Source organism: Peptostreptococcaceae bacterium (assembly GCA_016649995.1).
Classification (GTDB): domain Bacteria; phylum Bacillota; class Clostridia; order Peptostreptococcales; family BM714; genus BM714.
This window is the reverse complement of the sequence record JAENWJ010000007.1, coordinates 25,540-50,182: the sequence shown is the minus strand read 5'-3', so window position 1 is coordinate 50,182 and position 24,643 is coordinate 25,540. Positions and strand designations below refer to the sequence as shown.

Here is a 24,643-nt window from a genome sequence, read left to right as displayed (position 1 = left end):
TTAGTCATCGCTATCACTCAACTTGATTTTTCTGATATTCCCCATCTGATAATCATCTCCAATTCTTTTTTCTCCAAGACAATACGAACAAAGTGCAGACGGCATCGAGAACCTCAGTTCTTTTCCCTTTACCGTTTCAATATCTTCCTTCTCATCGTAAAGCAATGTGCTGAGTTCAAACGCACCCTGACCTGTCAATCCGTTAATGTGCATCGTTATCGCCTTTGGATTTACCGAATGAACTTTTGAAGCAAACACTTCCCTTTCCGCCTGTGAAACTATGTCGCCCTTCGTTATCACAACAATATCCGCCGTCTTAAGCATTGGCCCGATTTTTTTCGGCGTATTTATACCGCTCAGATTATCTATTACGCATACGGCTTTGATGTCTTTTATATAGGGCGAACATCTGTTGCAAAGTCCCGCACTTTCTGTTATTAGCACATCCAGTTCTTCCTTTCTGCCCCATTGCACTACCTCTTCTATATTGCTCACAAAGTAATGGTCAGGACACAAAGACCCGGATAAGCCTTTCTTAACAGGAACTCCCGCATTTTTATAAAGTATGTCGTCGTCCGTATACAGGCAATCGAATTTGACTACGCCCACCTTCAAACTTCTTTGATGCAAGGCACGAATCGTCTTAAGCACTATCGATGTTTTTCCTGATGACGGAGGTCCCGATACGGTTATCAAATTCATGATTTCACCTCATTGACCGCTTCACTAAAAAGCCTCTCGCATTTTACAAGCATTCTCCCTATATCGTTGTTCTTGATGTACTCCCATCCCAACCACATGTATTTATTCTCATTTGAAATCATATTATCAACCTCCGGATTCACGCTTGGGAATCTTCCATTGTGCGACAATATATCCCCAACCTCTTTTGAAGAGAAAAAATCCACAAATGGTTGCAGTTTTTCTTTTTTATTTCTTTTGCTAAGCATGAATATCGGACTGATTATGGCGCCGTCTTTGGGCCATACGGCTTTCATCGGCCCCCCGTTTTTAGTCATCTTGGTAAAGAAGTAAGGCATTATTGTAACAATGGGCTTTTCCGATTTCTTTATGTGCGACTTTACCATCTCCGAAGGATGCATGCTTCTCAAAAGGCTTCTGCCCAGCTTTTTTACACCTTCTTCTCCGTATCTGTTATTTATATTCAGCAATATGGCATTAAACAAATCAAAATCCCCTATAGGCAGGCTAACCTTGTTTTCGAATTCCTCCCCCAATATTTCTTCCCAGCTTGAAGGCATTTTTCTGCCGCCCAGCTCTTCCGTGTTTATAAGAAATACAGCCGGCACTACCCCTATCATTGAATACTGTCTGTCAGGATCCTTCAAGCTTATACTTTCATTATTGAAATCCTTATTGTAATTCTCATTACCGGTAATGTCTTCAAATACATTTTCAGCCTTGTACTTGCCGATAAGGTCCTTATCGAAGAAAAGGTCAAAACCTGCCGATATGAAGATGTCTGCCAGCACATCGTCGGAATCGGCATTTTCCAAAGATTTCTTGAGCCAATCGACGCCCATTGAGGCGGCCTTCAATTCATATCCTACGGTGGCATTTATTTTATCATCGTTTTCTTTCATCCACTCTTGAAATGCCTCCATAAGCGGAACCCTTACGGGACAAGGCAATACACCCTCAATTCTGACATCGGCATCTTTCGAAGCTCCGTTTGACTCCAATACCTCATCTTGACTATTTTTGCCGGTTTCAATGATATCCACCAACTGGTTTTCGAAAATTTTCGCGTTTATCTTTTTCATCTTCAGTGCCGCTTCCAATGTGATTGATTTTCCAATTGTATTTCTTTGCTTTTCATCTTTTATGTTTTCAAAGCCTATGGAAACAAGCAAATCGATTGCCTCCTCATGCTTTTCTGTAACATCAAACAATGTATCACTCAAATTAAAATATTTATTGTCCATTTTTTCACCTCTTCAATTATTTTCGTTTGCGTTTCCGCGTGATTCTGTGTCATTGTAACATCCGATCGATCTTATTTCCGTATCCTATGTTACGAGAGAAACAATAAAAAGCGACTAATCAGGTGAAATATTCACCTGATTAGTCGCTTTTTATTCTAAATAAATTCAAATATTCATTTTTATAGTCTCGATATCCATTATTTGAAATGTCGCCTTGTAAAAATCAATTATCCCCTCATCCCTCATTTTAATCATTTCCCTCGACAACGAAGGCCTGGAAACGTTCAGATAATCGGCCAATTCCTCCCTGTTGTATGAAATCATGAACCTGTTGCTTCCAGACAGTTTATGCTGCTCCAACAGAAAGGAGCTTATTTTAGTCCGTATGCTTTTCATCGCAAGATACCTGATTTTCTTGTCCAGCCCAAGAGCCTTTTGCGAAACGATTTTTAACATGTTTTGAATCAGAATGTGGTGCCCTATGCACATGTTTCTACAATGTCCGATTATTCTTTCTGGTGTAATGAATAAAACCTTGCAGTCCGTTGCCGCTATAACAGTAACTCCCCATATTTTGCTGTTTGAAAATGCAAATATTTCTCCGAATATGCTATTGGCATTCAGCTTTGTCATAATAACCCTTTCCCCGGCCGCATTGTCTTTTGTAATGGTTACTTCACCCTCGATGACAACGCCGACTCCCGTGAATGGGTCGCCTTCCATAGCTATATATTCTTTTTTTTGATAGGTTTCAATTTTGGGATTGAAACACATCAGCATGCTGTTAAGTTCATCTTTTTCTATATTTTGAAACAGTTCTACATTTTTTAATGAATCCAACCATTCTGTGTACATAAAAACTCCTTTGAATTATATCCTCAAAAGCCATACAGCAACTGCCAAGGCTATCGCAGACCATATGAAAAAGAAAATCACCATTCTGTTTAATGCAACATTTCGATTAAAAATTGTTCTAACCTATAATATCCTTTACTCGTCCCACTATTCCGTCTTCAAGCATTACCTTAATGCCATGAGGATGATTTGGAGATTTTGTGAGCAATCTCTGCACAATGCCGTCTGTCAGTTTTCCCGAACGCTGGTCTTGCTTTTGAACTACTCTTACAGCCATTCCAGGCTTTATGTTCGTACGCTTAGTACCATCCAAAATATCGCACCTCTTTCCTTATTGTTAACACAACACTAAATATCCCTTGTTTTGACCGTTCCCAATATTTCCATCGCCTCTTTATATCCGGGATAGACCTTCCCGACCAGGCGCCAAAACGATCTGTCATGATTCATATGTACAAGATGGCAAAGTTCATGTACAACCACATAGTCAATCACGTCCATCGGATATGCCATAAGCCTCCAGTGAAAGGTCAGATTCCTCTTTGAATTGCAGCTTCCCCATTTCACAAGGCTGTCCTCTATTGCGAATGACCTATATTTCACCTTAAATCCGGGCTGGTAGAATCTCAGTCTTTCCTCAATCAATTTTCGGCTTGCTCTTTTATAGAACAGTTTTATGGCCCCGGCAATATCGGTTTTCTCATCATCTTTGGGCAAAATGCAGATAAATGCCTCTCCATCCCACTCGACTGTAGTTTTCTTTGCCGATGCATCAACCTTTGTGTATAAAGGGTAAGCTTTCCCCAAATAATAGCATTGACTGTTAGTTTGTTTTTTCATCATATCCATCCCGTCGCTAATAAACGCGCATCCAAAATATCGGATTTATCAATAATATTCAACGAATTGAATTTTAAAGTTCTTCTAGAATATATATCATATTTTGATTTCAGACAATGATTTGACGACGATTGTTAATTAATAAAAAAATCGCCTCAAGCTTTAATTAACCGCGAGACGATTTTCTGATGCATGATAAATTCTTTTTTAATTGGAAATCCTTTTAAAATATAAAACATCCCGAATAAATATATACAGTATTGACATGTATCGAGTATTGATATATGGTATATCCATACTCGATATGCGGAGGTAAGCAATGGCGAGAAAACAGCTTCAGAACCTAACCGAACCAATGTATTATATTCTTTTAAGTCTACTCAGTCCCATTCATGGATACGGAATAATGAAGAACATAGAAAAAATGACCGAAGGCAGTGTAAGAGTTGGCCCCGGAACGCTGTATTCCCTCTTGTCCCGATTTGAAAAAGAGGATATTGTTGTTAAAACATTGGCGGAAGAAGGCAAAAAAAACTATGTATTAACTGACAAAGGCATGGAAATTCTAATGAAGGAACATACACGACTGAAAAAACTGGTTTCAGACGGCGATATGACATTGGGGGGATGGAAACAATGAATAGTAATATAAAAAAGCAGCTCTTTTTCACTTCAATAACAGAATACAAAACACTGGAGAAGCGTCTTGAAAAAATGGCAGCAAAGGGATGGATGCTTTCGGAAATCAAAAGAACCTTTCTTGTTTTCAAAAAATCCGAACCCGTAGACTACACATTCAATGTGAGCCTTTTTTACAAATCGACTCCGTTCGATTATCCAAACGACGAGGAATACAAAGACTACCGGGAGCTGTGCGAGGAAAGCGGATGGAATTGTGGAATATGAACAGAGGCTTTTACCTTTCCAATAACAAATCCGAAATAATCATACAGAACGGACTTTACATTTATATACTTGACGGGGATATCGATTTTTCAGAAAAAGATATTATCGAGATTTGCAAAACCAAGTTGTCTCTATAAACAAAAGGGAAGCGGATGATATATATCCGCTTCCCTTTTGTTATTCTTCTCTTCGGTTTATTTGAATCTCCTCATAAAGCTCATTCAAATATGTCCATCTCTCGAATGCTTCTTCCAGTTCGTTTTCCGATTTTTCTTTTTCCTCGGCTAGGGCCTGGAGTCTTTCGAAGTCGCTTGAAGCCTCCTGCATACTGATTTTAATATTTTCTATCTTTTCTTCCAACCCTGCAATAAAATCATCTATTTGATCGAATTCCTTTTTTTCCTTATAAGTGAACTTGAGTGCTTTTTCATTCTTTTTTTCTATTATTGTATTTGTTTTTAATTTTTTTTCTAAAGCAAGATCCGTTTCATTTGAAGGGATTTTCCTTAAAAAGTCGCCATAGTCGGTGTAATTTCCAGCATATTGCTTTATGAAACCATTTCCCTCAAATGAAAATATTCTGTCCACTACCCTATCAAGAAAATATCTGTCATGGGAGATGGCAACAACCGCTCCCGGAAATTCATCCAGATAGCCTTCGAGAACAGTCAGCGTTTGAATGTCAAGGTCATTTGTCGGTTCATCAAGCATAAGAATATTCGGGGCTTCCATTAGTATGCGCAGAAGGTACAGCCGCCTTTTTTCCCCACCGGACAATTTCGAAATAAGAGTCCACTGTTCGCTCGGAGGAAACAAGAATCTTTCAAGCATCTGTGAAGCGCTTGCCAGCCCCTCCCCGGTATCCACATATTCCGCCTTTTGCCTGATGTAATCTATTACCCTCATGCTTTGATCCATATCATCGTTTTCCTGCGAAAAATAGCCTATCTTAACGGTCTCTCCTATAGCAACTGCTCCATCGTCCGGATCAATCATTCCCGTCGCAATTTTCATAAGGGTTGACTTGCCGGCGCCGTTTGGCCCAATTATTCCTATTCTATCGGTTCTCAAAAGCACATAGCTGAAGTCCTTAATAATTTCACCGCATGAAAAACTCTTGCTTACATTTTCAATTTCGATTATCTTTCTGCCAAGGCGTGTAAAAGTTCCCTGCATTTCAACTGTTCCGTTATCAAATGACTTGTTGTCACTTGTCAGATTATCAAATCTTTCAATCCTTGCCTTTTGCTTTGTCGATCGAGCACGGGCTCCCCTTCTTATCCATTCAAGCTCTCTTCGGATAAGATTCTGCCTTTTACTTTCGGACGCCTCTTCGATTTCGTCCCTTTCAATCTTCATTTCAAGATACTTGGTGTAGTTTGCCTGATAGGCGTAAAGCTTTCCTCTGTCAAGTTCGATAATCCTGTTTGCCACCCTATCCAATAGATATCTATCATGGGTAACCATAAGAAGAGCGCCCTTCCTATTATTTATATAGCTCTCAAGCCAGTCTACTGTTTCGTTGTCGATATGATTTGTAGGTTCGTCGAGTATCAATAAATCAGCAGGGGTTATCAGAACGCCTGCCATCGCCACCCTTTTTCGCTGCCCGCCTGAAAGCTTTCCAACATCCGCTTTAAAATCATCAATCCCCAACTTTGTAAGAATTCTTTTTGCCTCGGTCTCTATTGACCAGGCATTCATGCTATCCATTTTCTGCGACAGTAGAATCAATTTCTTTTCAAAATGGCTGTCTCCAGGATTAGCATCAAGCAATTGAAGCGCATCCTCATATTCACGAATCAGTTTCATAACCGGTGTGTTCCCCTTGAAAACCTGCTCAAGTACTGTTGTCCCATCCTTGAATTCGGGGCTTTGCAACAGATACTCTATTTTAATATCGCCACCGCATATTATTCTTCCTTCATCGGCATTTTCCATTCCGGCAATCACCTTGAGGAGGGTCGATTTTCCTGTGCCGTTTATTCCTATAAGGCCTATCTTGTCTCCCTCGTTTATGGCTAATGATATCTTGTCGAAAAGTATTTTCTCACTATAGCTTTTTGTTATTTTTTCCGCAACCAGAACGCTCATGCACTGCTCCTTAGAATAATTATTGTTTGAATCCTCGCTTAACATATTCAATGTGATTTATTTACTCTCCCAGACCTTTCGCATAGCAATTATATTGTTATATGATATAGCGATTGTCAATAACCGTCAAGGCGGACATGCATCGCGCATTAATCAAAGTCGTTCCCTGCAAACATTAATTTTTACATTAAAAGAGAAGCCCATGAAAGGAAATTCTTTTCATGGGCCTTTTGTAACATAGCAATTATCTTCTAACAAATTTATATAGGCTAAGCGAACTTATAAACACAACTCCTATAGTTGCGATTATAAGAATCCACATATACTCCAATCCTCCGGTTTGATATCTCTTCATTATAATTCCTACAAGCGCCCAATCTATGACAAGCGCGTAAGGGATATCCCCGAATCTTGCCAAGCTGAGCCATGCAAGCATTATTGCGGCTCCGATGACAAGAACCGTCCAAAATTCATGGCCTATTCCGAATCCATTCCAATTAATAGTTACAAGCACTGCCGTAACGTTTGCAATCGTCGCCACCGATATCCATCCCAGATATACGCTGAAGGAATGGTATACAGCAACCTTCTCAAGCCCGGTAGAATACTTTCTGTTAGGTCTCAAACGCAACACAATCAATATAAGGCTTGAAAGAATTATAAGCATGAATACTAAAGACAGAGCAATCTGTTTGTAATGCCACGCAAATATCCATCCGATATTTGCAATAGACGACACCGCGAACCAAATCCCTATATCCCCTATGAACCTTCCATTCCGCTTTTTTAGCGCATGAAATTGATACAGCACAAACATGGCAAGCAAGGCATAGATAAGCCCCCATATGGCAAAGGTAAGCCCTGCAGGGACAAACAGGTTAGGAAGATCGTCCGACAGTTCTCCCGTATTGTATCCGTTTATAGGCAATGCGTTTGCCATATAATTCACAGCAATGACTCCCAAAAATAGTAATGCGTTCACAATGGCTAAAATTTTAAGATTATTATTCCTTTTCATTCCATCCCCTCCTTTTTAACTTCTACCCCAAAAATAAAAGGAATCCTCAATTATTGAGGATTCCCGAAAAAATTCTTTGATAGCTGTTCCAAAAATTTCAAGGTATGTCTTTCTGTCGATTTGCGAGCCGATTCTTTATTTCGACTTTTAATAGCATCCGCCATTTCTTTTAGTGACGAGTTGAACCACTCGTAATCATCTATTATATAGTGAATATACTGCAAGAATCTCGCTGTCTTTGTATTTAGCTCATCCAATGTCTCTGAAAGAATCGGGTTGCCTGCTGCTTGCCTGACGATTGCATGAAATCTCTGATCGTCCTGTATGCAAGATTTATAGTCCTTGACTATATCATACTTTGAAAATCTCTCGATGATTTCAAATAACTCGTCTATCTCATCTTGCGATGCTCTCTCGCATGCCAGCTCGGCAGCCAAACCTTCAAGGTTCTTTTTTACCTCGTATGCATATTTGACTTTCATAAGATTGATCTGCGTAACAAAGGTGCCAACCCGCGGAACCATCTCAATCAACCCTATCTGCGACAATTTCAGCAAGGCTTCTCTAACAGGCGTGCGGCTTACTTCGAACTCCTCTATAAGGGCTTTTTCCGAAATAGCCATACCCGGTTCATATTCCATTTCTATTATTCTCTTCTTAAGAATACGAAATATTCCCACATTCGCCTGTTCTGCCATTATCATTTCTCCTATCGGTCTATATGTTCCATTTTCTTCTTATCATTTCCCACTTCTTGTCTCTGTGTTCTTCAATAACTGCAATGTCATCATCCGTCAAATGCTTAAATCTACCCTGAACCTTCAGGTAATCTTTTGCTGATGTGAATTCCTTTGGATTCTTATTCACTTTGAATTCACCGTCTTCATATTCGGCAAGATACCAAAGTCCCGAGTCGACAACGGCTTTAGCCAATGCTACCGTTTGATCAGCCGGATAACCCCATCCTGTAGGACACGGTACAAACACATGAATGAAAGATGTTCCTTTCGTATCCTTTGCCTTTTGCACCTTCATAAGGAAGTCTTCAAGATAACCTACGCTTGCAGTTGCGGCATAAGATATTCCATGAGCCGCTACTATTTCAAACATATTCTTCTTGTGAGTTATAGCTCCATGCAGGTTCTTTCCTGCAGGAGAGGTAGTTGTCTTCGTACCATATGGTGTCAATCCGCTCTTCTGAATACCTGTATTCATATAGGCTTCATTGTCAGTGCACATATATATTATGTCATCATTCCTGTCGATGGCTCCCGACAGGGCCTGAAATCCGATATCTGCAGTTCCACCATCTCCGGCGAATCCTATTGTTTGGGTATTTTCAACGCCAAGAGCCTTAAGCCCAACCGCCATCCCCGAAGCCACTGCGCCTGTTGCCGCAAATGGTGTAATCATGGCATTTGTTGTAAATGCCATGTGTGGATAGATGAATGACACAGCCGCCATGCACCCTGCAGGAAGAGCCGCAAATGTGTTCTCTCCGAGCACCTTCATAGCATGCCTGAGTGCCAAGCTTTCGCCGCATCCACCGCATGCCTTATGGCCGTAAAAATATTCCTTGTTTGTTATTGTACGCGCATTTAGTTTTGCCATTAGTAGTCACACCCCACATTCATATACTGTACACGTTCGAACGAATTTCCGCCAGCTGCCGAAAGCAACCCGTCATAGGCCTTTTTAATATCTTCATGGGTTATGTCTTTTCCGCCGATTCCGCCAATGAAGTTTATTGCTTTGGGAAGTTTTTCCATTGCAACTATTGATGAATTAACATTGGTAAATATAGTTCCCTCGTAGCCAAACGAAATATTCTTGTCCAGAACTCCGAAAGCCTTTACATTTTTAAGCGCATCTACCATCTTGTCCATCGGGAAAGGTCTTAGAACCCTGAGCTTTATGAGGCCTACCTTCTTGCCTGCTTTCCTCATTTCCTCTAGAACCACCCTCGCGGTACCGGTTACGCTGCCTGTTGTAATAAGCGCTACATCGGCATCTTCCATGTAAACTGTTTCCATCATTCCATGATAGTATCTTCCGAAAGCATCTCCAAACTCCTTGTCGATTGCTTCTATATAATTTTCTGATTCAAGCATTTCAAAATGCCTCTTCATATTGAATTCCATGTTTGTATCTTTTCCTGCAGAAATGCACAGGCTTTTGTGGTTTTCCAGCGACATGCTGTTGCATGGCATAGATATGGGCGGCAGAAACTCGTCAACCTTTTCCTGCTCAGGAATCTCAACCATTTCGTATGTGTGTGTCAATACGAAACCGTCAACATTTACCATTACCGGTGTCATTACCTCTTTGGTTTCTGCTATCCTATATGCCTGGATGGTCATGTCAAGAGCCTCCTGGGCATCCTCAACATAGAATTGAATCCATCCTGAATTGAGAAGGAACATTGAGTCCATATGGTCCCCAAAAATGCTCCATGGAGTTGCGATTGATCTATTTGCGTTCATCATTACAATAGGCAGCCTTTGACCACTTGCGTACGGCAATGCTTCCGCCATGTATAAAAGTCCCTGCGAAGATGTCGCTGTAAAGGCTCTTGCGCCTACAGCACTTATGCCTATGGCACAAGACATTGCGCTATGCTCGGATTCAACATGCATGTACTCCGCTTTGAGGGATCCGTCTTCAACTAATTCGGAGAGCCTCTCAACAACAATTGTCTGCGGCGTTATTGGATAGGCAGAAATAACATGAGGCCTAGACAGTCTTACACCTTCCGCTACTGCATCGTCTCCGCAAATAAACTTGATATTTTTCTCCATGTTATTTCACCTCCTTAACCATCGTTATGGCTCCGAATTTGCATTCAGTTGCACATATTCCGCAACCCTTGCAGTAATCGTAATCAATTTCAAGCTTTTCTCCCGATTTATCTATGACTCCATCGGGGCAAACCAAGAAGCATCTAAGACAATTAACGCATTTATCATAATCAATAACCGGTCTGAATGTTCTCCATCCTGCATTTATACTTGTTAAATGGCCACTTGCGCAGGTGGAACCCAATGGATACTCCCTAACCGATTTCGGGGCAGTCCATTCTTCAACTTTTGGTCTATCCATCATTGAGCTCCTTTCACCAATTCATATACTTTTTCTATAAGCTCTTTGTTCTTCTTTGCAACCTTGGGTTTCAGGTTGTCATCTATAGCTTTTTTAGCATCTTCAAGCGTAACAAGACCGCTTACAGCAATAAAAGCGCCCATCATAGCCGTATTTGTTATGGGCAGACCCAAAACATCCAATGCAATTGATGTGGCATCTACCGAAATAACCTTCTGCGGTATCAGCTTTTCATATTTATTCGGTTTATCGGTGTTGATAATTAAAATAGTATCTTCCTTTAATCCATTCAGCACCCCATTTTCCCAAAGCGTTTCATCTAATACAATTACATAATCAGGTGAAATTATTTCGCTGCGATCCGTGATTTTTTCATCTGAAATTCTTGTAAAGCCCGCTACCGGAGCTCCTCGTCTTTCCGGTCCAAATGAAGGAAAAGCCATAGAATACTTGCCGCCATGCACAGAAGCCGCCGCTCCCAAAATACGAGATGCAGTAAAGCTACCTTGACCTCCGCGTCCATGCCATCTGATTTCAATCATTTTCATACCTCCTCAGGTAGTATACTTCTAATATATCAGCGATATATTAGCTCGTCAATCATTACTTGCCTTCAATATTATTATCCTATTGACATTCTTCAAAAAAACTATAGAATTTTATTCATGCATTGATCAAACATGAGCCATAAATTAGTAAAATACTGCTTTCCGAAGATTGAATTAATGTAAATTTTAGTGCCGATTGGAGCTTTTTATGAAATCGTTTATAGTACGTTTTGTTCGCCTGAATTTGGGGCTTTTTGTCTGTTCAATAGGAATTGTATTTATGCTAAAAGCAAACATAGGCTATCCTGCTTGGGATGTATTCCATGCCGGGCTTGCCAATACAATAGGCACAACAATAGGAATAGCATCTATACTGACCGGACTGGTTGTCGGTGTTGCAACTATCATTCTTGGAGAAAAGATAGGAATCGGAACTATATTCAACATGATTGTAATCGGGTTGTTTCTTGACTTAATTCTTCCAATGAATATTATCCCGACAGCAAATAATTTTGCATACGGTTTGGCAATGATGTCAGGCGGCATGCTTATTCTATCCTATGGAAGTTACCACTATATTGCTTCTGCCTTCGGTGCAGGACCAAGGGACAGCCTTATGGTTGCCATTACGCGTAAGACGGGGCTTCCGGTAGGAGTCTGCCGGGGCGCTATCGAAGTAACCACTGCGCTGGCAGGTTGGAAACTTGGTGGAATGTTCGGAGTCGGAACGATAGTTTCGGCATTCGCCATAGGATACTTCATACAGATTACTTTCAAGCTTTTAAAATTCGATCCGACCGAGGTGCAACACGAAACATTCGTTCAAACTTTTGCAAAACTTGGGGCAAGAAAAGAAAAAATACAGTAAAAGATAAATTTCACAGCATAAATAATAAAACTACCGATGTTGAATATCGGTAGTTTTATTATTTATGTTTTTTATATGTATTACCTTTGTGGGGAATCAAAACTGTGGCAATTTATTTTCAACAAAGTATTTTCATCTATCTCACCATAAATCCCCCATACCGCAAACGTACACAGAAGAATGAATATCCCTGCAAGCATTATCCAAAGTTTCGGAGTTACGACCTTTATTGCTTCATCAAGTTTGTCGGGAGATGAAAGCTTATCCAACGAATTCTTTCTATACTCGATTTTTGCCATTTATTCGTTTCCCTTCAATGTCTCTTCATCATAATCAATGAACACGAATTGACCGTCTTCATATTTATACAAGGCATAATTCTTACCCCACAAATCGCCTCTTTCATCAATACTGTATTCGCCCAAAACCCCTTTAAACCCTTTTGTATCATGCAAAGCCTTCGCAATATTCTCCCTTAAAAATAGCTTTTATTCAAGGACTCTTTGGCAATTCCCTTTTATTATACTCCATATTTTGTAATTGTATTTACAAAATTCAATCGATTAATCTGACCGCCGCCAATTTAAAAATCAATCTTCAAATAAATAATAATTATATTTGAACCAACCCATAGCTTCACATTACCGGAAATGTCTACAAGGAGGACTTGTTTAATATTCGAACCAATATGGAAAGCCCTCTTATCAATTCCTCGTCGGTCTTAACCCATCCCATTGACTTATTATTGAATACAGCTACAATTAAGTTGAATACATCATTAAAGCTATATCCAATAATTATTTATTCGATAATCGTCATATATTGACTATAGCCTTCATTCATTAATTAGTCATACAATATTGAAAGGGGTTTTCTTGTGAAATTATTCTATATGCGACTACTCAGGCTTCTGTGGGGGCTTTTTCTGTACTCTCTTGGAATAGTCTTCACTTTAAAGGCAAACATCGGCTACGCTCCATGGGAAGTCTTCCATGTGGGGTTTGCCAATACGGCAGGCATCAGCATAGGAACTGCTTCCATTATTACAGGCTTAGCCGTTGGAATATTGTCCATCATGCTCGGGGAAAAACTTGGACTGGGCACTATTCTCAACATGGTTCTTATAGGCGTATTCCTCGATGTCATCCTTATGTTCAAATTTATTCCCACGGCAAGCAATTTCGTTTTTGGTTTGATTATGATGTTTGCAGGTATGATGATAATCTCCTTGGCTTCATACTACTATATCGGCTCCGGATTCGGAGCCGGCCCTAGAGACAGCCTCATGGTCGCTCTTACTCGCAAAACGAAACTTTCAGTTGGCATATGCCGCGGAAGCATCGAACTTATAGCAGTTTTTATCGGTTGGCGTTTGGGCGGCATGGTCGGTTTAGGCACAATTATATCGGCCTTTGCAATCGGCTTTTGTATACAAACGACCTTCAAGCTGTTTAAATTCGATCCTGCAATGATTCAACACAACACTCTCGGCCAAACCTGGCGCGCCATTTTTAAATATAAAAACGAAGAGCCTTTAAAAACCGACATCGAAATCTAAACGATGCCGTCCCGGCATTCTTGCTTATATGAAACCATTTGTTACAATATGACAGTAAAGAGCATTTGCCCCATTGGATTATTTTAGTCCTATTACATTAAAATCCACATAAAACCATACTGCAAAGGGGGATGTAAAATGACTTATTCACCAGCATTGTCATCGGCTTTCAATGATACAAAGAATCGAAGCAACAAACTTTCGCCTCAATCAGGAATGTGTTCTCTATGCACAGAGGAATGTACAACAACCTGTGAACTCGGATTGGCTGCGGTTTTAGGCATGCGCACCGTCTACCCTACCACTACAGGAACAAACCAAGTCGGTTCGGAAAAAGACTATCCTTTAGATTATTCAAATTTCAATATCAACGGACGAGTTTTCGGAGCTACAGGCGTTAATCCTACATATGAAGAAGCAAATATTTTCAATGTCAATATTGAGCAGGAATTCGGCAAAGTAAATCGCGTTAAGTTGGCGATGCCTGTCATCCTTCCGGCTCTCATTAAGCTCAATTGGAAAGATTATTTTGCAGGAGCGGCAATGGCCGGCGTTTGCTGTGTCATAGGTGAAGATGCAAGAAATAAAGACCCGGAACTCAAGATAGAAAATGGCAAAATAACGCATTTCCCATGGCTAAAAGAAATTCTATCATCCTTCAACAAATACTACCGAGGATATGGACAGATAATTTTGCAGTGTAATGTCGAAGACAATATGCTTGGACTCCCCGAGTATGCTATAAAAGAACAGGGAGCAGAGGCAATAGAAATAAAATTCGGTCAGGGAGCCAAAGGAACCCAACCGATTGTCCGTCTTAAAAATATGGAAGACGCAATCAAAAAGCAGGAAACAGGCAATCTTGTTCATCCCGATCCAATCGACCCAGAGGTCATAAAAGCCTACAAAGAAGGCGTATGCCCAAACTTCTATGTATATGCCAGGCTCCCTCTTTGGACAGAAGAGTATCTGGTACCAAGAGTTGCAGAGCTACGGGAAATGGGCGCAAAGAATGTTTACTTTAAAATGGCCGGTTACGATCCTTCAGATCTTGAAAAATCGATACGCCTGGGGAGCAAGGCAGGGGTTGACATGATTACCTTTGACGGAGCTGGCGGCGGCAGCGGCTACAGTCCATGCAAGATGATGAACGAATGGGCATATCCCACAGTCGTCATGGAGGAAGCAATTTGCACCATAGTCAAGAAACTTAAAAAGGAAGGGCTATGGATTCCGGCAATAACTATAACAGGCGGATTCGCTTCCGAAGATCAGGTTTTCAAGGCTATAGCATATGGTGACGGTGATGTGACCGCTATAGGAATATGCCGTGCGGCAATGGCGGCTGCGATGAACAGTAAAAAAGTAGGGGAAATGATAAATGAAGGCAATGTTCCAAAAATATTCAGCAAATACGGTTCTTCAATCGAAGAAATATTCGGCGACCTCGCCGAATTACGAGCAATATATGGCAAAGAAGCAAACAATTTCTCGCCCGGTGCAATCGGAGTTTTCTCCTATCTTAACAAGATTGCTTTCGGCGTTAAGCATTTCGCAGCACTCAATAGAAAATTTGATATAAGCTATTTGGACAGAACCGATTTAATTCCATTAACAAGGGATGCAAAGGATTTGATAAAGGGTAAATGGCTCGAGTAAACAGCAAAAAAGATTCATCGGGAAATCCCCGGTGAATCTTTTTTTACTATATCGCTAATAATAGTCTTCACAAATATTATTCCACGCTTATTTAATTCTCTTTAAGCTTTCCGCAAATATACTTCCCAAGCTTTTCCGCCCCAATTCTTATTTTCTCGGGCGGAACTCCTCCGAAACTAATTCTCATGCAGTTATTTCCTTTTCCGTTCCCTTCAACAAAAAACCCTTCTCCCGCAACGAAAGCCACTTTGACATCCGGATTGTTCACGGTTTCGACCAGCAATTCCGTGGTATTTATGCCTTCCGGCAACTCAACCCATGTAAACAACCCTCCATCAGGAAAGACTCTTTTTGTGCCAACGGGAAAGAACTTGTCTATGCACTCTATCATCGTATCTCTTCTTTCCCTGTACAAGTCGCATATCTTTTTATGATGCTCGGGGTAATACCCTCTCTTGAAGAATTCGGCACATAATATTTGAGGAATCATAGACGTATGAGAATTCGTAGCCGTTTTTGCTGCAAAAAGTTTTTTAGTTATCTCATCGTTTGCAAATATGTAGCCGAGCCTACTTCCAGGCGAAAAAATCTTTGAGAAACTGTTCACAAGAACAGTATGCCCGGTTTTGTCGAAGGCCTTTATGGGCAACAAATCCGTTCCACTGTATCTTATATCCCTATAGGGATCGTCTTCAAGAATAATTACATCATATTGGCTTCCGAGTTCAGCAATTTTTTTTCTTCTTTCGAGAGACAGGGTTCTGCCCGTAGGATTATGGAAGGTTGGAATAACATAGATCATTTTAGGATTGTATCTTCTGATTTTTTCTTCCAAGTCCTCCGTAACCATTCCATCTTCGTCCATTTCGACTCCAATACACTTAGCTTCAAACATGTCGAAAATTTCTACGGAATGAACAAAGGACGGCGATTCTACCAATATGACATCCCCCGGTTCTATGTATAACTGGCAGAGCAAATTCATGGCTTCCAACCCGCCGTTTATTATAATAATGTTTTCGATGCTAGCGTCTACACCCTTTGGTTTCAGAAGCTCGTTTACAATGACTTTTCTCAAGTCTTCCGCTCCCATTACATTGCCATATTGAAGGGCTTCCACCCCTCTTTTGTCAATCCTCATAACATCGTTTGTGATTTCGCGTACGATATCTATCGGCAAAGCCTCCACCGCCGGCGCTCCGCCTCCGAATGATATCAAATTTGGATCATTCATGGCTCCAAACAATTTTCTAATGACAGTCGCTGATTCTTCCATTGTCGACATTCGTTTTGCAAATTCCGGCATTATAATACCCTCCATATTAATCGATTTATATTTCTTCCACTTATTCACATCTATCTATACTATACTACAAAAATATGTCCAACTATTAAAATGGTGATTCGTTTTTTCCGGAATCCTTTTTTTTCTTCATAAAATACGCAACTTGGTAATACTCTATATTATGTCCGATTTTTTTGAGTTCCTTTGAAATTCTTCGTGCGCCCATTCCTTCTGTCTTATAATTGTCAATAAGCCTTTCAACAGTCTTATCTATTTTCCCAGTATTATCCCCCTCTTCCCTGTCTATCAATTCAAACGGCAGGTCCTTAAGCCTTACTGTAGTTGTTATATCGTTTGCAAGATCTATATCGTCAATTAAAGGCGATGCAGAGTCGATGCTATAATTTATGACATCTCTCATCTGTCTAATATTCCTCGGATAGTGGGCATTAAGAAGAATTTCTCTAACTTCGGGCGGAATTACAACTTTATAGTTGATTTCATGAAGATTTTTTACCGCTTCCTGATACCTCTCGACAAAATAGTCCAACAATTGGCTTTTTTCCCGATACTTCCTTTCTTCAAGCGATGGAATATAAATTTCATATTGCGCAAGCCTTTGGTAGAGCTCCGGAAGCAATTCCATTTTAAGATTTCTTGTAGAGGCCGCTATTACAATCACATTAACCCTGTGTTCTCTCGATCCGCCCACGCGGCGTACTTTTCCCGTTTCAATTGCCTTTAGCAACAAGTTTTGATAGTGTTCAAGAGCATGTGCCTCATCCAAAAACAAAATACCTCCATTTGCCTGCTCAAAAAGGCCTTTTTTTCTTTTCGAACCTGTATATGCTCCTTCTTCGCTTCCGAATATTTCAACGGCTGCGATATCCGAATTTGTGAATTGAGCACAGTTTATCTCAATATACGGAGCATCTTGGCTTATTACGCCTATGTCCTTGGCATAATTATAGATCATACTTGCAACCATGGTTTTCCCTGTTCCCGATTCTCCAATTATTATCGAATGCCGGGGCCCTCCCAGTGATCCTACCGTCCTTCTGGCCTGCTTTATTACATCACTAAGGCTTCCATCTTTGCCTATAATTGACTGAACACTATTTACGACTGAGTTAAGCTCCAACTGCAATTCCAAATATTTAATTTTCTTGTTCAGCTCATCGATTTCCTTAACGCTCCGAAATATTGAGAAAGCGCCTGCAAATTCGCCTTGCAAATAGTAAGGATAAGAATTTACCACATACCTTTTACTTTTTACATAATGGATTCGCTTTTCTAAAATAGGCTGGCGATCTTTTAAAACCTTAAGGAGAACAGCCATCGGATAGTAGCGAGAAATATGCTTGCCGACCATTTCTTCTATAGAGTATCCTGCATAGTCAGCCGATACCTTGTTTACATAAAGCAAAATTCCTTCCCTGTCAACAACGTTAATTCCATCATTCGACTTGTTCATGACGCTATCCGCAATTTCGATCGACAATTTTCTATACATTATAATCCTCCAATATTCTAACATTTCATTGTTATTATAACATTTATTCTAACAAATTAAACTTTGCTATTCAACGACATCCTTGGAAATACACCAATGTAAGTTTGGCATCATTTTTGCATATATAATTAATAAATTTAAAGGAGGTATACCGAATGTCAAATCTTACAGAAATACGTTGGCATGGAAGAGGCGGTCAAGGTGCAAAAACCGCTTCTCTCTTGTTGGCGGATGCAGCATTCATCACAGGCAATTTTGTTCAAGGCTTTCCTGAATACGGTCCGGAAAGAATGGGGGCTCCAATTACAGCCTACAACAGAATCAGTGATGTTCCCCTTAGAGTACATTCCAATATTTACGAACCGGATTTTGTTGTTGTCGTTGACGAAACATTGCTTATGACGGTCGATGTTACAGCCGGTTTAAAATCCGAAGGAGCTATTATCATCAATACTCCAAAATCTGTAGAAGAAATAAAATCTAAAATCAAAAATTTCGATGGACGTATTTACACTATTGATGCACGAAAGATTTCCGAAGAAACTCTTGGCCGAAACTTTCCAAACACACCAATGCTAGGTGCAGTTGTAAAGGTAAGTGGGATTATGAAAGAAACTACCTTCCTCAAAGCAATGGAGGGTTCATTCAATCATAAATTTGCTACAAAGCCTGAAGTCATAAGCGGCAACATGGCCGCACTCAAGACAGCAATGCAGGAGGTGGCTAAATAATGAGCAAAAATAATCCCGTAAATATCAATGAAAGCATCAGCTGGAAAGATATCACCCCAGGAGGCACGATTGCACAATCTGGCAACGCTCATTTTTTTAAAACAGGTGATTGGAGAACTATGATTCCAATTTTCAAAGCAGACAAGTGCAAACAATGCCTACTTTGTGTTCCCGTATGTCCAGATTCAGCTATCCCAGTCGAAAACAAAAAACGATTAGATTTTGACTACGATCATTGCAAGGGTTGCGGAATATGTGCAAAAGCATGTCCTTTTGATGCTATCGATTTTATCAAAGACGAGAAGAAGGAGGGATAACATGGGAATTAGAGATAGATTGTCCGGTAACGAAGCAATTGCAACTGCAATGAAGCAGATTAACCCAGATGTTATGGCTGCCTTTCCAATAACGCCATCAACTGAAATACCACAATATTTTTCACAATTTGTAGCAAATGGATTAGTTGATACTGAATTTGTACCTGTAGAATCGGAACACAGTGCCATTAGCGCATGCATGGGTTCACAGGCTGCAGGCGCAAGAACTGTAACTGCAACTTCATCAGCAGGCTTGGCTTTGATGCACGAAATTTTATATGTGGCGGCATCCGCCAGATTACCCATCACCCTCGCCTGTGTCAACAGAGCCCTGACTGGACCAATCAACATAAATTGCGACCACGGCGACTCAATGGGTGCTAGAGATTCAGGATGGATTCAAATTTATTCAGAAAACAATCAAGAAGCATACGATAATTTCATTCAAGCTTTTAGAATTGGCGAGCACCCGGATGTACAACTGCCCGTAATGGTCTGCCAGGACGGTTTTATCACATCTCATGGTGTTGAAAATATCGAATTGATTGAGGATAAAGAAGTCAAAGATTTTGTTGGCGAATATGAACCACAACAATATATGCTGAACTCCAAAGAGCCTATTGCCATAGGTCCCTACGATAGTCCAGCATATTACATCGAGCACAAGCGAAACCAATTGGAATCCATGAAAAATGCAAAAGCAATAATTTCAGCCATTGGAAAAGAATTTGGCGAAATGACAGGTAGACCCTATGAGTTCTTTGAAGCTTACAAACTTGATGATGCTGAAGTTGCCATTATCGTTCTCAGCTCTGCTGCCGGAACTACGAAAGATGCAATTGATACAATGAGAGCAGCCGGCAAAAAAGTTGGCCTACTAAAACTACGAGTATTCAGACCTTTTCCGGATGCGGAAATTGCTGCGGCTTTAAAAAATGTCAAGGTTATCGCTGTAATGGATCGTCATGACGGTTTTTCCACTATCGGCGGACCTGTATTTGCTGAAGTCCGCACAGCACTTTATGATCTTCCTAATCCGCCAAAGACAATCAGCTATATTTATGGTCTGGGTGGACGTGATGTTAGAACTATTCACATCGAATCCATATTCAATGAACTGCTTGCTATAAAAGATGGTAAAAATCAGGGCGAGGCTTATCGTTACCTCGGCGTCCGAGAATAGGAGTGGATAATATGGCATATCAATTTAAAGAAGTAATGAACAAACCCGAACGACTGACAGGTGGCCATAGAATGTGTGCCGGTTGTGGCGCTCCTTTGGCCGTCAGAGCTGTACTGCGTGCATTAAAGGAAGATGATAAAGCTGTCATTGGATCAGCAACAAGTTGTCTTGAGGTTTCAACCTTCACCTACCCGTATGTTGCATGGAAAGACTCTTTTATCCATAATGCATTCGAAAACGCTGCAGCTACTATTTCCGGTGCAGAAGCGGCATATAACGCCCTTCGTCGCAAAAACAAAATTGACGAAACATATAAATTCATCACTTTCGGTGGAGACGGTGGAACCTATGATATCGGTTTCCAATCGTTGTCAGGTGCGATGGAACGTGGTCATGATATGGTATATGTATGCTATGACAACAATGCCTATATGAACACAGGCATACAACGTTCTTCTGCAACTCCAAAGTATGCGGATACAACAACTACTCCAGCAGGTACCGTTGTACCTGGCAAGCAACAATTCAGAAAAGATTTATCTCAAATCATGGTTGCTCACGAAATCCCTTACGTTGCCCAAACAACATTCATGGGCAACTTCAAAGATATCCACGAAAAAGCCGAGAAAGCAATCTATACTAAAGGACCCGCTTTCTTAAACGTATTAGCACCTTGTCCCAGAGGTTGGAGATATGAACCTGAAGAATTAATGGAAATTTGCAAGCTTGCAGTAGATACATGTTTCTGGCCACTTTTCGAAGTAGTCAACGGCGAATGGAAGCTAACTTACAAACCGAAAAACAAACTTCCAATAGAAGAATATTTAAAACCTCAAGGACGATTCAAGCATCTTTTCAAACCGGGCAACGAGCACTTGATTGCAGACATCCAGAAGAAAGTCGACAGAAAATGGGAATCGCTTCTCAAGAAGTGCGGAGAACTATAATAAGGCCAAACAAATAAACACCCCCATACCAAAGGGACCGGCAAACAGCCGGTCCCTTCTTAATTGCATATTTGAATGATCTTATGTCACTCTGAAATGGATTCCTTGTATTTCCTATGGAGTTCCAAGGCTTTTTCCTTGTATTCTTCAGGTATTTCAACATGACCCCAACCCATAGTCATTTTAAATAACCCATCATACACCAAACTTTCATTGCCCGTTACCGAATGGGGAATCCCCTCTTCGGCAAGGATATTGGCAAAAATGTCGGCTTCAAATTCATCTTGAATTTCTATTCGAAACATTTTCATTATTCCATACCTCCTTTGCTCTTTTCCATCTCTGAAACCGTTATCATATTACCATCTTTAAGCAGTTCAAGCAATTTTGGCCTAAGACTGAACTCTTCGTTAATACGCACAACCTCACTCAGCACTTCATCTCGACGCTTTTGGGGCATGTTCGACTTTACTGCTCTTATCATTATGTTCTTTGGCGTGTGTCCATAGTCGATAAATTCGAGCAGCTGAGTTTTATATCCACAATATTCAAGCAAATTCCCCCTTATCGAATCGGTAAAAAGCGCAGCCACCCGCTCCTTTATTAATCCGTAACGGGTCAATATCGAGAACGCATCGCTCTTCATCTGAGAATTAAGTTCATGCTGGCAACAAGGCGCGGAAAATATCATTTCGGCATCCCATTTGATTGCATTGTATAAAGCATAATCCGTTGCTGTGTCGCAGGCATGCAGAGTAATCACCATGTCCACCGGCTCAGGGCTTTTATAACCATTGATATCTCCAACTTCAAAATGCAGCTTGCCGTACCCGTATTTTTTGCTTGTCAAATTGCATTTTTCTATTACGTCTTCCTTCAAGTCGAGCCCGACCATGTTCACTTCTATGCCTTTTATTTCCGTAAAATAGTAATACAAAATGAAGGTCAGATAGGATTTCCCGCATCCGAAATCTATTACATTAAGCTTCTTTGTTTCTCTTCCCCTAATCGCATCGTCTATGATTTCAACAAACCGGTTTATTTGCCTGTACTTGTCCTGCATAGAATTGACTATCTTCCCATCCTTCGTGAATATCCCCATGTCTATCAACGGTTCTATGGTCTTGCCTTCCGCAAGAATATATTTTTTCTTTCTATTGTGCTCAAGAGATAGCGAAGGCGAATCTATTTCTTTTGATTTCCCGAAAAAGACCTTTCCTTTTTTCGATATCTTGATATTGTATTTATAGTTTTCGTCCCAAGCGTTAAGCTCTCTATATTCACTTGAAAGCAATCTGGCGCAATAACTCGCAATCGATTCATGTTCAATGTTTTCATGAAACACCTGTTTCTGTGTATACTTTTCCACTTGGTAATAGCCTTTCTTGAGACCTATTACTATTTTCCTGTATTGTGCCGTCTTTTGGGCAGGACTGCTTATAACCATCTTGTATGGTAAATTTGATACTATATTTAAAATGTATGTTGACAATGTATTCATATTTTACTCTCCCATTTCACATTTTGTCCATGCAAAGCTACGTTTTTAAATATATTCAATCAAGCATCCGTCTAAATTAATTATGCCATACTTTTCTTAAATAATTAATTAATTTCTTCTTTTCATCAATTCTAAATTGCTTTGACAGTTCTGCATAAAATGGATAATATATAAAAGTACAAAAAAATAGCTTTATTGTTAAAGGAGATTCAAATGAGTGTATTGACAGCAGACAATGTTTCCCACGGTTTCGGTGCAAGAAAAATTCTTGGAGAAGCTTCCTTCAGACTCCAAAAGGGCGAACATGTAGGACTTATAGGCGCCAACGGCGAAGGAAAATCCACCTTCCTCAATATAATAACAGGCAAAGTCACCCCGGATGAAGGCAGGATAGAGTGGTCAAAAAGAGCGACCGTAGGATATCTCGACCAGCATTCTGTCCTCAAGAAGGGCAAAACCATAAGAAACGTGCTTGAGGAAGCCTTCCAAGGCATGTTCGACATGGAAGCTGAAATGCTTTCCATTTACGAAAAAATGGGAGCTGCCGATCCAAAAGAACTTAAAATATTGATGGAAGATGTGGGAGAGATACAAAACTTCCTTGAACATAGCGGCTTTTATATGCTTAACGCTAAAATAGAAGAGGTTGCCAACGGATTGGGACTTGGTGACGTTGGATTAGAGAAAGAAGTATCTGCTCTAAGCGGAGGCCAGCGGACAAAGGTACTGCTGACAAAGTTGCTACTCCAAAACCCCACGATAATGCTTCTTGACGAACCTACAAACTTCCTCGACTTTGAGCATATAGAATGGCTAAAGAGGTATTTGCAGGAATACGACAACAGCTTCCTTTTGATATCCCATGATGTAGCCTTTCTAAATGAGGTAGTCAATGTGATCTATCATGTTGAAAATGGAAGTCTTACAAGATACTCTGGAAATTATGAACAATTCGAGAAAATGCATGCCGCAAGAAAAGAACAACAACTAAAGGCCTATGCACGCCAAAAGCAGGAAATAAACAAGCTGGAGGATTTCATCGTCAGGAACAAGGCACGTGTCGCGACAAGAGGGATTGCAAACAGCCGGCAGAAAAGGCTTGACAAGATTGAAATAATTGACAAACCCAGGGAAAAAATAAAGCCATCCTTCTCATTCAAAGAAGCTCGCACACCCGGCAGATTTATTTTTGAAGCCAAGAATCTAGTTCTGGGATATGATGAACCACTTACAAAACCTGTCGATGTCGTATTGGAGAGAAACAAGAAAATCGCCATCACCGGTGTAAACGGTCTGGGTAAATCAACCCTGCTAAAGACGATGCTTGGAATTATCAAGCCATTCTCGGGCAAAATATATCCAGGAGAATTTCTATCACCCGGATATTTCGAGCAAGAATCAAACCTCGCAAATTCAAATACAGCGCTCGAAGAAATATGGAAAGAATACCCTTCCATGGAAAACAGAGGGGTACGTTCTGCACTTGCAGGCTGCGGACTAAATAATGAACATATAACAAGCCAAATGAGAGTTCTAAGCGGCGGAGAAAACGCGAAAGTCAGATTATGCAAGCTTATGCTCAAGAACATAAATTGGCTCGTTTTGGATGAACCCACAAACCATCTTGACAGCCAAGCCAAAGAAGAATTAAAAAAAGCGCTGATCAAATTCAAGGGTACCATTTTAATTGTCTCCCACGAACCCAGCTTCTACAGCGACTGGGTCACCGACATTTGGAATGTCGAAAACTGGACAACCAAGATAGTTTGATATTC

29 protein-coding genes are annotated in these 24,643 nt (G+C 40.4%); 11 read left to right on the top strand and 18 right to left on the bottom strand.

Annotation, left to right across the window (positions count from 1 at the left end; all coding sequences use genetic code 11):
- From JJE29_02775 to JJE29_02755, 5 genes are all read right to left on the bottom strand, one after another.
- Complete coding sequence (locus JJE29_02775) at window positions 1-702, bottom strand: hypothetical protein (GenBank protein ID MBK5251553.1); 702 nt, start codon at window positions 700-702, stop codon at window positions 1-3.
- Window positions 699-1,946 (bottom strand): ABC transporter substrate-binding protein, encoded by a 1,248-nt coding sequence (locus tag JJE29_02770; GenBank protein ID MBK5251552.1) that lies wholly within the window; start codon window positions 1,944-1,946, stop codon window positions 699-701. The genes JJE29_02775 and JJE29_02770 overlap by 4 nt, the downstream gene beginning before the upstream one ends.
- 165 nt (window positions 1,947-2,111) lie before the next feature.
- On the bottom strand, window positions 2,112-2,801 hold the full coding sequence (locus tag JJE29_02765) for a Crp/Fnr family transcriptional regulator (GenBank protein ID MBK5251551.1): 690 nt from the start codon (window positions 2,799-2,801) through the stop codon (window positions 2,112-2,114).
- A 118-nt stretch (window positions 2,802-2,919) separates the two neighbouring features.
- Window positions 2,920-3,114, bottom strand: coding sequence for a YwbE family protein (locus JJE29_02760; GenBank protein ID MBK5251550.1), 195 nt, complete (start codon window positions 3,112-3,114; stop codon window positions 2,920-2,922).
- Window positions 3,115-3,149: 35 nt separating this feature from the next.
- Window positions 3,150-3,641, bottom strand: a complete 492-nt coding sequence (locus tag JJE29_02755; protein MBK5251549.1) for a M48 family metallopeptidase — start codon at window positions 3,639-3,641, stop codon at window positions 3,150-3,152.
- A gap of 319 nt (window positions 3,642-3,960) precedes the next feature.
- Here JJE29_02755 and JJE29_02750 point away from each other — a divergent pair, with 319 nt between their 5' ends.
- Genes JJE29_02750 through JJE29_02740 form a run of 3 tightly spaced genes read left to right on the top strand, consistent with a single transcriptional unit; the run spans window position 3,961 to window position 4,684 of the window.
- The gene (locus tag JJE29_02750) at window positions 3,961-4,281 is read left to right on the top strand and encodes a helix-turn-helix transcriptional regulator (GenBank protein ID MBK5251548.1); all 321 of its coding nucleotides are present in this window, start codon (window positions 3,961-3,963) and stop codon (window positions 4,279-4,281) included.
- Window positions 4,278-4,547 carry a DUF2812 domain-containing protein gene (locus JJE29_02745; protein MBK5251547.1) on the top strand — a complete coding sequence of 90 codons (270 nt, stop codon included), beginning with the start codon at window positions 4,278-4,280 and terminating at the stop codon, window positions 4,545-4,547. The genes JJE29_02750 and JJE29_02745 overlap by 4 nt, the downstream gene beginning before the upstream one ends.
- On the top strand, window positions 4,529-4,684 hold the full coding sequence (locus JJE29_02740) for a hypothetical protein (protein MBK5251546.1): 156 nt from the start codon (window positions 4,529-4,531) through the stop codon (window positions 4,682-4,684). Before JJE29_02745 ends, JJE29_02740 begins: the two co-directional genes overlap by 19 nt.
- Window positions 4,685-4,724: 40 nt before the next feature.
- Here JJE29_02740 and JJE29_02735 read toward each other — a convergent pair whose 3' ends face one another.
- The 7 genes from JJE29_02735 to JJE29_02705 form a co-directional block, all read right to left on the bottom strand.
- Window positions 4,725-6,641 carry an ABC-F family ATP-binding cassette domain-containing protein gene (locus JJE29_02735; protein ID MBK5251545.1) on the bottom strand — a complete coding sequence of 639 codons (1,917 nt, stop codon included), beginning with the start codon at window positions 6,639-6,641 and terminating at the stop codon, window positions 4,725-4,727.
- Between the two features lie 244 nt (window positions 6,642-6,885).
- On the bottom strand, window positions 6,886-7,659 hold the full coding sequence (locus JJE29_02730; GenBank protein ID MBK5251544.1) for a tryptophan-rich sensory protein: 774 nt from the start codon (window positions 7,657-7,659) through the stop codon (window positions 6,886-6,888).
- A gap of 50 nt (window positions 7,660-7,709) precedes the next feature.
- Window positions 7,710-8,357, bottom strand: coding sequence for a GntR family transcriptional regulator (locus tag JJE29_02725; protein MBK5251543.1), 648 nt, complete (start codon window positions 8,355-8,357; stop codon window positions 7,710-7,712).
- Between the two features lie 19 nt (window positions 8,358-8,376).
- Window positions 8,377-9,270 carry a pyruvate synthase subunit beta gene (locus JJE29_02720; protein MBK5251542.1) on the bottom strand — a complete coding sequence of 298 codons (894 nt, stop codon included), beginning with the start codon at window positions 9,268-9,270 and terminating at the stop codon, window positions 8,377-8,379.
- On the bottom strand, window positions 9,270-10,457 hold the full coding sequence (gene porA / locus JJE29_02715; protein MBK5251541.1) for a pyruvate ferredoxin oxidoreductase: 1,188 nt from the start codon (window positions 10,455-10,457) through the stop codon (window positions 9,270-9,272). Before porA (JJE29_02715) ends, JJE29_02720 begins: the two co-directional genes overlap by 1 nt.
- A gap of 1 nt (window position 10,458) precedes the next feature.
- Complete coding sequence (locus tag JJE29_02710; protein ID MBK5251540.1) at window positions 10,459-10,758, bottom strand: 4Fe-4S binding protein; 300 nt, start codon at window positions 10,756-10,758, stop codon at window positions 10,459-10,461.
- Window positions 10,758-11,300: a 2-oxoacid:acceptor oxidoreductase family protein gene (locus tag JJE29_02705; protein MBK5251539.1), complete on the bottom strand. Its 543-nt coding sequence runs from the start codon at window positions 11,298-11,300 to the stop codon at window positions 10,758-10,760. The genes JJE29_02710 and JJE29_02705 overlap by 1 nt, the downstream gene beginning before the upstream one ends.
- A 214-nt stretch (window positions 11,301-11,514) precedes the next feature.
- On the opposite strand from JJE29_02705, the gene JJE29_02700 reads away from it, so the two are divergent.
- A complete protein-coding gene (locus JJE29_02700) occupies window positions 11,515-12,174 on the top strand; it encodes a hypothetical protein (protein ID MBK5251538.1) in 660 nt (219 codons plus the stop codon).
- 80 nt (window positions 12,175-12,254) lie between these two features.
- Here the strand turns inward: JJE29_02700 and JJE29_02695 are convergent, their stop codons facing one another.
- Window positions 12,255-12,473: a hypothetical protein gene (locus JJE29_02695; protein MBK5251537.1), complete on the bottom strand. Its 219-nt coding sequence runs from the start codon at window positions 12,471-12,473 to the stop codon at window positions 12,255-12,257.
- Window positions 12,474-12,629 carry a hypothetical protein gene (locus tag JJE29_02690; GenBank protein MBK5251536.1) on the bottom strand — a complete coding sequence of 52 codons (156 nt, stop codon included), beginning with the start codon at window positions 12,627-12,629 and terminating at the stop codon, window positions 12,474-12,476.
- A 437-nt stretch (window positions 12,630-13,066) separates the two neighbouring features.
- Here JJE29_02690 and JJE29_02685 point away from each other — a divergent pair, with 437 nt between their 5' ends.
- Complete coding sequence (locus JJE29_02685; GenBank protein MBK5251535.1) at window positions 13,067-13,732, top strand: hypothetical protein; 666 nt, start codon at window positions 13,067-13,069, stop codon at window positions 13,730-13,732.
- A 138-nt stretch (window positions 13,733-13,870) separates the two neighbouring features.
- Window positions 13,871-15,391: an FMN-binding glutamate synthase family protein gene (locus JJE29_02680; GenBank protein ID MBK5251534.1), complete on the top strand. Its 1,521-nt coding sequence runs from the start codon at window positions 13,871-13,873 to the stop codon at window positions 15,389-15,391.
- A gap of 91 nt (window positions 15,392-15,482) precedes the next feature.
- Here JJE29_02680 and JJE29_02675 read toward each other — a convergent pair whose 3' ends face one another.
- Entirely contained in the window at window positions 15,483-16,697 is a 1,215-nt protein-coding gene (locus JJE29_02675) for a PLP-dependent aminotransferase family protein (protein MBK5251533.1), read from the bottom strand.
- Window positions 16,698-16,782: 85 nt separating this feature from the next.
- Window positions 16,783-18,189: a sigma 54-interacting transcriptional regulator gene (locus JJE29_02670; GenBank protein ID MBK5251532.1), complete on the bottom strand. Its 1,407-nt coding sequence runs from the start codon at window positions 18,187-18,189 to the stop codon at window positions 16,783-16,785.
- Between the two features lie 155 nt (window positions 18,190-18,344).
- On the opposite strand from JJE29_02670, the gene JJE29_02665 reads away from it, so the two are divergent.
- Genes JJE29_02665 through JJE29_02650 form a run of 4 tightly spaced genes read left to right on the top strand, consistent with a single transcriptional unit; the run spans window position 18,345 to window position 21,367 of the window.
- Window positions 18,345-18,920 (top strand): 2-oxoacid:acceptor oxidoreductase family protein, encoded by a 576-nt coding sequence (locus JJE29_02665; GenBank protein MBK5251531.1) that lies wholly within the window; start codon window positions 18,345-18,347, stop codon window positions 18,918-18,920.
- Window positions 18,920-19,237 carry a 4Fe-4S binding protein gene (locus JJE29_02660; GenBank protein ID MBK5251530.1) on the top strand — a complete coding sequence of 106 codons (318 nt, stop codon included), beginning with the start codon at window positions 18,920-18,922 and terminating at the stop codon, window positions 19,235-19,237. The genes JJE29_02665 and JJE29_02660 overlap by 1 nt, the downstream gene beginning before the upstream one ends.
- Before the next feature lies 1 nt (window position 19,238).
- Window positions 19,239-20,420 (top strand): pyruvate ferredoxin oxidoreductase, encoded by a 1,182-nt coding sequence (porA, locus tag JJE29_02655; GenBank protein ID MBK5251529.1) that lies wholly within the window; start codon window positions 19,239-19,241, stop codon window positions 20,418-20,420.
- A gap of 11 nt (window positions 20,421-20,431) precedes the next feature.
- Window positions 20,432-21,367 carry a pyruvate ferredoxin oxidoreductase gene (locus JJE29_02650; GenBank protein MBK5251528.1) on the top strand — a complete coding sequence of 312 codons (936 nt, stop codon included), beginning with the start codon at window positions 20,432-20,434 and terminating at the stop codon, window positions 21,365-21,367.
- Between the two features lie 86 nt (window positions 21,368-21,453).
- Here the strand turns inward: JJE29_02650 and JJE29_02645 are convergent, their stop codons facing one another.
- Together JJE29_02645 and JJE29_02640 are read right to left on the bottom strand one after the other, a co-directional pair.
- Window positions 21,454-21,678: a hypothetical protein gene (locus JJE29_02645; GenBank protein MBK5251527.1), complete on the bottom strand. Its 225-nt coding sequence runs from the start codon at window positions 21,676-21,678 to the stop codon at window positions 21,454-21,456.
- Complete coding sequence (locus JJE29_02640) at window positions 21,678-22,868, bottom strand: SAM-dependent methyltransferase (GenBank protein ID MBK5251526.1); 1,191 nt, start codon at window positions 22,866-22,868, stop codon at window positions 21,678-21,680. The genes JJE29_02645 and JJE29_02640 overlap by 1 nt, the downstream gene beginning before the upstream one ends.
- 213 nt (window positions 22,869-23,081) lie before the next feature.
- Here JJE29_02640 and JJE29_02635 point away from each other — a divergent pair, with 213 nt between their 5' ends.
- A complete protein-coding gene (locus JJE29_02635) occupies window positions 23,082-24,638 on the top strand; it encodes an ABC-F family ATP-binding cassette domain-containing protein (GenBank protein MBK5251525.1) in 1,557 nt (518 codons plus the stop codon).
- Window positions 24,639-24,643 lie beyond the last annotated feature (5 nt).